This is a genomic window from Methylobacterium indicum (assembly GCF_001043895.1).
Taxonomy (GTDB): domain Bacteria; phylum Pseudomonadota; class Alphaproteobacteria; order Rhizobiales; family Beijerinckiaceae; genus Methylobacterium; species Methylobacterium indicum.
In genome coordinates this window covers 1-7,507 of record NZ_JTHF01000104.1, presented here as the reverse complement: position 1 = coordinate 7,507, position 7,507 = coordinate 1, and the positions used below count along the sequence as shown (strand labels likewise).

Sequence of the window (7,507 nt, the reverse complement as noted above, 5' to 3'; positions counted from 1 at the left end):
CGCCGCCATGGCGGCGCAGGAGCCGGACTCGCTCGCCGCGCTGAACGCGGTCATCCGCGCCTCCGAGCCCCTGGTGCCGGGCGCGACGCAAGCCGTCCTCGGCGAGGGCCCGATCGGGGCGGGGATCGCCTTCGTGGGCGAGCAGCCGGGCGACCAGGAGGATCTTCAGGGGCGGCCCTTCGTCGGTCCCGCGGGCCAGCTCCTGTCGCGGGCCTTGCGGGAGGCGGGGATCGACCGCGACCGGGCCTATCTCACCAATGCGGTCAAGCACTTCAAGTTCGAGGCGCGGGGCAAGCGCCGCATCCACCAGAAGCCGACGGCAGGCGAAGTCGCGCATTACCGCTGGTGGCTGGAGCGCGAGCTCGCCTTCGTGGCGCCGCGCCTCGTGGTGGCCCTCGGCGCCACGGCGGTGCTGGCGCTCACCGGCCGGCAGGTGCCGATCACCCGGGCCCGCGGGCCGGCGACGTTCGAGGGCAAGCCCTATGCCGGCCTCGTCACCGTCCACCCGTCGTACCTCCTGCGCCTGCCCGACACGGCCCGGCCCGAGGCCTACGCGGCATTCGTCGCGGACCTGCGCCAGGCCGCGGCCCTCGTGGCGGAGCCGGCTCTCGGGGCTGCAGGATAGGATCTTACCTTACGGAAACGCTGCGCTGCGGCAACCAAGCCCGGGCTGCCGAGTTTGTCGCCTGACCGAATCGGGAATCGAGGACCATGAAGCTGATCGTGTCCGCCCTCGCGGCGGGATTGTGCCTGGCGGGCGCCGCGTCGCCCGCCTTCGCCAAGGGTGGCGCCAAGGCGGACCGCTTCGACGGCAACTGGAGCGTCGAGGTCATCACCGAGGGCGGGGCGTGCGACCGCGCCTACCGCTACGGCGTGATCATCCAGAACGGCCAGGCGCGCTATGCCGGCGCCGGCGACTTCACGGTGTCGGGCCGGGTGCAGCCGAGCGGCGCCGTGCGGGCGACGATCAGCCGGGGCGACGCCGCCGCGCAGGTGGTCGGCCGCCTGACCGCCGAGGGAGGCGGCAACGGCACCTGGACCACCTCCGGCTCCACCAGCTGCAAGGGCCGCTGGAACGCCGAGCGCCGCGGCTGACGACCCGCGCCGGCCTACGACGGGCCGTAGGTCTGCGCGTCTCCGGGAAAGCGCCCGGCCTGGACATCCTCCGCATACTCGCGCACCGCGGCCTCGACGTGGCCGCGCAGCGCGCCGTACCGCTTCACGAATTTCGGGGTGCGGTCGGACAGGCCGAGCATGTCCTCCAGCACGAGGATCTGGCCGTCGCAGGACGGCGAGGCGCCGATGCCGATGGTCGGCGCCGTGACCTCCGGGGCCTGCGCGATGGCGCGGGCCACCGGCTCGACGATCCCTTCGAGCACGATGGCGCAGGCGCCGGCCTTGCTGATCGCCCGGGCATCCTCCAGGAGCAGGCGCTGTGCATCCGGCCCCTTCCCCTGCACCCGAAACCCTCCCATCGTGTTGATCGCCTGCGGGGTGAGGCCGACATGGCCCATCACCGGGATGCCGCGTCGGGTGAGGAACGCCACCGTCTCGGCCAGATGCGCGCCGCCCTCGAGCTTCACCGCGCCCGCCCCGGTCTCCTTCAGGATCCGGGCCGCGTTCGCGAAGGCCTGCTCGCGGCTCGCCTCGTAGGAGCCGAACGGCATGTCGACGACGACGAGGGCCTGGGCCGTGCCCCGCACCACCGCCTGCCCGTGCAGGATCATCATCTCCAGGGTCACCGGCAGGGTCGAGTCGAGGCCGTGAACCACCATGCCGAGCGAATCGCCGACGAGCACGACGTCGCAATGCGGGTCGACGATGCCGGCCATCTGGGCCGAAGAGGCGGTGAGCGCGACGATCTTGCGCCCCTCGGCCTTGCGCCGGGCGAGATCCGGGGCGGTCAGGCGGCGGGACTGCACGACCTGCGACATGGCATGGCCCCCTCGGGTTCCGGCGCGCCGGCCGGCCGCCGCATGACGCCCTTATAGAAGGCCCCGCGTTCCGGGGCAGCCCGGGCGGAGGGGGGAGGGGAGAGGCCACCCGGACGGCCCGAGGACGCGGCCGGCGAGATCAACGGCCCGACCGTCCCGGCCTCTGCTCGGCTAAGCTTCGTGCCGAAAGCACACAACCCGAAAAAATCGCTCCGGCGATGGAACCTGCCGCAGATCCGCCCTTGATCGGCGCGAGGCTCGCCGGGTTACAGTCGATCGATTCGACGCGAAGGCCTGATGATGAGAGCTCTGCTGTACGGCGCAATCTGCACTCTCGCGGCGGTCGAGCTGGCCGCGGCGGCCCACCCGGCCGCGGCCGCTCCGGCGAGCCGCGCCGAGCATCGGCGCGCGGCGCTCGCCCCCCTCGAACAGGCGGCGACCGACTGCTTCGCCGAGACGATCGGCAACAACCCGGCGGCGCTCGCCCATGCCCGGGCCGGCCGCTGGTACGAGGCGGCCGGCGTGATCGGCTTCCTGTGCCGGCCCGAGGTCGACGCGATGACCAAGGCCCGCGACCACCTCGAGGGGCGCGGCGCCGGCGGGCGCTACTTCACCGGACCCTATACCCGCCATCTCGGCGAGCAGCTCGCCCGGCGCCTCGAGCCGCTTCTGACCACCAAGACCGTCGCCACCGCCGAGCCCCGCCCCGACAGCGAGGCGCCCGGCGCGGCCGCTCCGGCCGGGGAGCCCTGAGGAACCGGGAGACCCGGGGCGCGGCGTCCCGCCCTGCGTCGTCGCGCCGACCTTGCCTTGCGGTGGGGAAGGGATCCACACTCGCGGATCCCGAGAGGCACCCGTCGTGCCCTCGTCGGCACCCCGGGTGCCCAGGACCACGACCGAGGAGACCGCATGAGTGACGCCAGCGCGCCGGCCGCCGCGACCCCCATGGACGACGGCATCGTCGCCGCCGCGGAGGCCTGTCTCGACGGCGTCGGACGCGCTCGCGCGGCGATCCACGAGGTCATCTTCGGGCAGGAAGCCGTCGTCGACCTGGCGCTGGTCACCGTGCTGGCGGGGGGTCACGGGCTCCTCGTCGGCCTGCCGGGCCTGGCCAAGACCAAGCTCGTCGAGACCCTCGGCACCGTGCTCGGGCTCGATGCGCGCCGGGTGCAGTTCACCCCCGACCTGATGCCCTCCGACATCCTCGGCAGCGAGATCCTCGACGAGGACCAGGACCGGCACCGCTCGTTCCGCTTCGTGCGCGGGCCGATCTTCACCCAGCTCCTGATGGCCGACGAGATCAACCGGGCGAGCCCGCGCACCCAGTCGGCCCTGCTGCAGGCGATGCAGGAACGCTTCGTCTCGGTGGCCGGCGCCCGCCACGACCTGCCGCGGCCGTTCCACGTTCTCGCGACCCAGAACCCGATCGAGCAGGAGGGCACCTACCCGCTGCCCGAGGCCCAGCTCGACCGCTTCCTCCTCGAGATCGACGTCGGCTACCCCGATCGCGCCGCCGAGCGCCGCATCCTGATCGAGACCACCGGCGCCGAGGAGCACCGGCCCGACGCCGTGATGGATACCGAGGCGCTGCTCTCGGCCCAGCGCCTGGTGCGGCGCCTGCCGGTCGGCGAGGCCGTCGTCGACGCGATCCTCGACCTCGTGCGCGCCGCCCGCCCCGTCGGCGGGGACGCGGCGATCGCCGACAAGCTGCTCTGGGGCCCCGGCCCCCGCGCCAGCCAGGCCCTGATGCTGGCGGTGCGCGCCCGCGCGCTGATCGAGGGCCGGGTCGCGCCCTCCGTCGACGACGTGGCGGCGCTCGCCGAGCCGGTGCTCAAGCACCGCATGGCGCTGAGCTTCGCGGCGCGCGCCGACGGCGAGACGATCCCCGGCCTGATCGGCCGCCTCGTCGGGCGGCTCTGACCCGGTGGCCCCGACGCGCGTCCTCGACGCGGGTGCCCGCGCCCCCGGCCGGCGGGAGACCGAGACCGCCCTCTCCCTCGCCGAGCGGATGCCGCGCCTGATCCTCGAATCCCGCCGGGTCGCCGCGACCCTGGCGCACGGCCTGCACGGCCGGCGCCGGGCCGGCCCGGGGGAGAGCTTCTGGCAGTTCCGCCCCTTCGTCGCCGGCGAGGCGGCGAGCCGGGTCGACTGGCGCCGCTCAGGGAGGGACGACCGGCTCTACGTCCGCGAGCGCGAATGGGAGGCGGCCCACACCGTCTGGCTCTGGGTCGACCGCTCGGCCTCGATGGGGTTTTGCTCCGACCTCGCCCAGGCGCCGAAGATCGAGCGCGCCCTCGTCCTGGCGCTGGCGCTCGGCGACACCTTCGTGGAAGCCGGCGAGCGGGTCGGGCTGCTCGGCCTGTCGCGGCCGCTGGCCGCCCGCACCATCGTCGAGCGGATGGCCGAGACGCTGGCCGCCGATCCGTCCGGCCTCGACGAGGACCTGCCGCCCCGCGCGCCCGTCGCGCGCTTCGACGAGGTGGTGCTCATCGGCGACTTCCTCTCTCCCCCCGATGAGGTGCGGGCCAGGGTCGCGGCCATCGCGGCCGCCGGCAGCCGCGGCCACCTCGTGATGGTGGTGGATCCGGTCGAGGAGAGCTTCCCGTTCTCCGGCCAGGCCGAGTTGCACGACCTCGAGGCCGGCCTGTCGCTGCGGGTCGGGGACGCCGCCGCCTGGGGCGAAGCCTATCGCCGGCGGATCCGCGCCCACCGCGACGCCCTGGGCGAGATCGCCCGGGCGCAGGGCTGGACCCTCACCCTGCACCGCACCGACCGCCCGGCGAGCGAGGCGGCGTTGCGCCTCGTCACCCTGGTCGCCGCCGCCCGCGGCGCGGGCTGAGGACGCCTTCGATGTTCGGATTGTCCCTCGGCTTCGCCGCCCCCGCCGCCCTCGCGGCGCTGATCGCGCTCCCGGCGCTCTGGTACCTGCTGCGGGTGACGCCGCCGCGGCCGCGGCGGATCGACTTCCCGCCGCTGCGCATCCTCGCCGACCTGCTGCCCGAGCGCGAGACGCCGGCCCGTACCCCGCCCTGGCTGCTGGCGCTCCGGCTGCTCGCCGCCGCCTGCCTGATCCTGGCGGTGTCGGGCCCGGTCTGGAACCCGACCCCGCAGGCCGCGGGCGACGGGCGCGCGCCCCTCGTTCTCATCCTCGACAACGGATTTTCCGCCGCCCAGGACTGGCGCGACCGCATCCGCGTCGCCACCGCCGAGGTCGAGGCGGCGTCCCGCGCCGGGCGGCCGGTGGCGCTCCTGCCCACGGCTTCGGCGCCGACGGGCCTCGAAGCCACCGGCCCCGGCCCGGCCCTGGAGCGTCTGCGGGCGATCGAGCCGCTGCCGCACCTCGCCGACCGTGCCGCGCATCTCCCCGCACTCGCCGCCTTCCTCGACAAGACGCCGGGCAGCACCGTCGTGTGGATCCACGACGGCGTGGCGGGGCCGGACGGCGACGCCTTTCCGAAGGGCCTCGCGGCATTGGCCGGGCGCGACCGGGCCGAGATCACCGTGCTCAAGGCCGAGCGGCCGCCGGCGCTGGCGCTGGCCGGACCCGATTCGTCGGGCGGGCAGCTCGGCGTGAGCGTGGTGCGGGCCGCCGCCAACGGGCGCGATGCCGGCACCGTCCGGGCCCTCGACGCCAAGGGCCTGCCGCTCGCCGAGACCAATTTCGCGTTCGCGGGCGGGGCCGACGCGGCGCCGGTCCGCTTCGACCTGCCGGTGGAGCTGCGCAACGCCATCGCGCGGTTCGAGATCGCCGGCGAGCACTCGGCCGGCGCCGTGGTGCTGGCCGACGAGCGCGGACGCCGCCGCCGGGTCGGCCTCGTCTTCGGCGGGACCAGCGACCAGGCCCAGCCGCTCCTCTCGCCGACCTACTACCTCTCGCGGGCGCTCACCCCCTTCGCCGACGTGCTGGAGCCCCGCGGCGGGCGCGGCGTCGCGGAATCGATCGGCCAGATGCTCGATTCCCAGGTCTCGGTGCTGGTGCTCGCCGATGTCGGCGCCCTCGACCCCGCGACCCTGGAACGGGTTTCGGCCTTCGTCGACAAGGGCGGCCTGCTCCTGCGCTTCGCCGGGCCGCGGCTCGCCGCCGGCAGCGACGATCTCGTGCCGGTGCGCCTGCGCCGGGGCGGGCGCAACCTCGGCGGCACCCTGTCCTGGGACAGCCCGCGCACGCTCGCGCCCTTCGCCCCCGAGAGCCCGTTCGCCGGCCTGACGCCGCCGGCCGATATCGGCGTGCGGCGCCAGATCCTCGCCGAGCCGGACGGCGAACTCGCCCGGCGCACCTGGGCCGCCCTGCAGGACGGCACCCCGATCGTCACCGCCGCCAAGCGCGGGGAGGGCATGGTGGTCCTGGTCCACGTCACCGCCGACACCACCTGGTCGAACCTGCCGCTGTCGGGCCTGTTCGTGACCATGCTGCGCCGCGTCGTGGCGCTCGCCGGCACCACCCCGCCGACGGCCGACACCGCGCCCGGCGCCGCCCCGCCGGTGCTCGCCCCGCGCCTCACCCTCGACGGCTTCGGGGCGCTGAAATCCCCGCCCGCCACCGCCCGGGCGGTGCCGGCGACCTGGACCGAGCGGGCGACCCCGGACCACCCACCGGGCTATTACGGCCCGGCCGACGGGGGCCTGGCCGTCAACGCGCTGACCGCCGAGGACCGCCTGAAGACCCTCGATCTCGCGAGCCTGACCGGCGCCCGCTTCGGCGGCCTGGAGGAGGCCCGGACCCGCGACCTGCGCGGGCCGTTCTTCCTCGCCGCCCTGCTGCTGCTCGCCCTCGACACCCTGGCGAGCCTGTGGCTCGGCGGCTTCCTCGGCCGGCTGACGGCCCGCCTGCGGCGGCATCCGGCGGCCGCGGCCCTCGTGCTCAGCATCCTCGTGCTCGGCGCAGGCCCCGAGACCGCGCGGGCCGCCGAGCCCGCCGCCAACCGGCCGAACGGCATCGAATCGGCGCTGGTCACCCGCATCGCCTACGTGATCACCGGCGACGCGACGGTGGACGAGACCAGCCGGGCCGGCCTCACCGGCCTGACCCAGATGCTGGCGAGCCGCACCGCGCTCGAACCCGGCGAGCCCGCCGGCATCGACCCGGCCAAGGACGAGCTCGCCTTCTATCCCCTGATCTACTGGCCGATCGTGCCGAGCCGGCCGCTGCCGAGCGAGGCGACGATCCGGCGGATCGACGCCTTCATGAAGAACGGCGGCACGGTGATCTTCGACACCCGCGACGCGATGACCGCCCGCCCGGGCGGCCCGCCGACGCCCGAAGCCCTCACGCTCCAGCGGATGCTGGCGACGCTGGAGGTGCCGGAGCTGGAGCCGGTGCCCCGCGATCACGTGCTGACCAAGGCGTTCTACCTCGTCGACTCGTTTCCGGGCCGCTACGCCACCGGCCAGACCTGGGTCGAGGCCCTGCCGCCGGCGGGCGACGGGGCCGAGCGCCGCCCGGCGCGGGCCGGCGACGGCGTCTCGCCGATCGTCATCACGGGCAACGACCTCGCCTCCGCCTGGGCGGTCGGCCGGCGCGGGGAAGCGCTATACCCCCTCGTCGGCGGCGACCCGCGCCAGCGCGAGATGGC

The 7,507-nt window shown here is 75.1% G+C and carries 7 protein-coding genes; 6 read left to right on the top strand and 1 reads right to left on the bottom strand.

Annotation, left to right across the window (positions count from 1 at the left end):
* On the top strand, window positions 1-625 hold a 625-nt coding region (locus QR78_RS12330), incomplete at its 5' end, for a UdgX family uracil-DNA binding protein (protein WP_048427821.1).
* Window positions 626-711: 86 nt separating this feature from the next.
* A complete protein-coding gene (locus QR78_RS12325; protein ID WP_048427819.1) occupies window positions 712-1,095 on the top strand; it encodes a hypothetical protein in 384 nt (127 codons plus the stop codon).
* A gap of 14 nt (window positions 1,096-1,109) precedes the next feature.
* Here the strand turns inward: QR78_RS12325 and panB are convergent, their stop codons facing one another.
* Window positions 1,110-1,934, bottom strand: coding sequence for a 3-methyl-2-oxobutanoate hydroxymethyltransferase (gene panB / locus QR78_RS12320; RefSeq protein WP_048427818.1), 825 nt, complete (start codon window positions 1,932-1,934; stop codon window positions 1,110-1,112).
* A 300-nt stretch (window positions 1,935-2,234) separates the two neighbouring features.
* On the opposite strand from panB, the gene QR78_RS12315 reads away from it, so the two are divergent.
* From QR78_RS12315 to QR78_RS12300, 4 genes are all read left to right on the top strand, one after another.
* On the top strand, window positions 2,235-2,687 hold the full coding sequence (locus QR78_RS12315; protein ID WP_048427820.1) for a hypothetical protein: 453 nt from the start codon (window positions 2,235-2,237) through the stop codon (window positions 2,685-2,687).
* A 156-nt stretch (window positions 2,688-2,843) separates the two neighbouring features.
* Window positions 2,844-3,854 carry an AAA family ATPase gene (locus tag QR78_RS12310; protein ID WP_048427817.1) on the top strand — a complete coding sequence of 337 codons (1,011 nt, stop codon included), beginning with the start codon at window positions 2,844-2,846 and terminating at the stop codon, window positions 3,852-3,854.
* A 4-nt stretch (window positions 3,855-3,858) separates the two neighbouring features.
* Window positions 3,859-4,773, top strand: a complete 915-nt coding sequence (locus QR78_RS12305; RefSeq protein WP_048427816.1) for a DUF58 domain-containing protein — start codon at window positions 3,859-3,861, stop codon at window positions 4,771-4,773.
* Between the two features lie 11 nt (window positions 4,774-4,784).
* Window positions 4,785-7,507 (top strand): DUF4159 domain-containing protein (locus tag QR78_RS12300; RefSeq protein WP_048427815.1); only part of this gene is annotated, 2,723 nt, incomplete at its 3' end.

What these genes read in the sequence shown, in the direction of transcription:
- QR78_RS12325 (WP_048427819.1), top strand. Translation starts at nt 712, where the DNA reads ATGAAGCTGATCGTGTCCGCCCTCGCGGCGGGATTGTGCCTGGCGGGC.
- panB (WP_048427818.1), bottom strand. Translation starts at nt 1,934, where the DNA reads ATGTCGCAGGTCGTGCAGTCCCGCCGCCTGACCGCCCCGGATCTCGCC.
- QR78_RS12315 (WP_048427820.1), top strand. Translation starts at nt 2,235, where the DNA reads ATGAGAGCTCTGCTGTACGGCGCAATCTGCACTCTCGCGGCGGTCGAG.
- QR78_RS12310 (WP_048427817.1), top strand. Translation starts at nt 2,844, where the DNA reads ATGAGTGACGCCAGCGCGCCGGCCGCCGCGACCCCCATGGACGACGGC.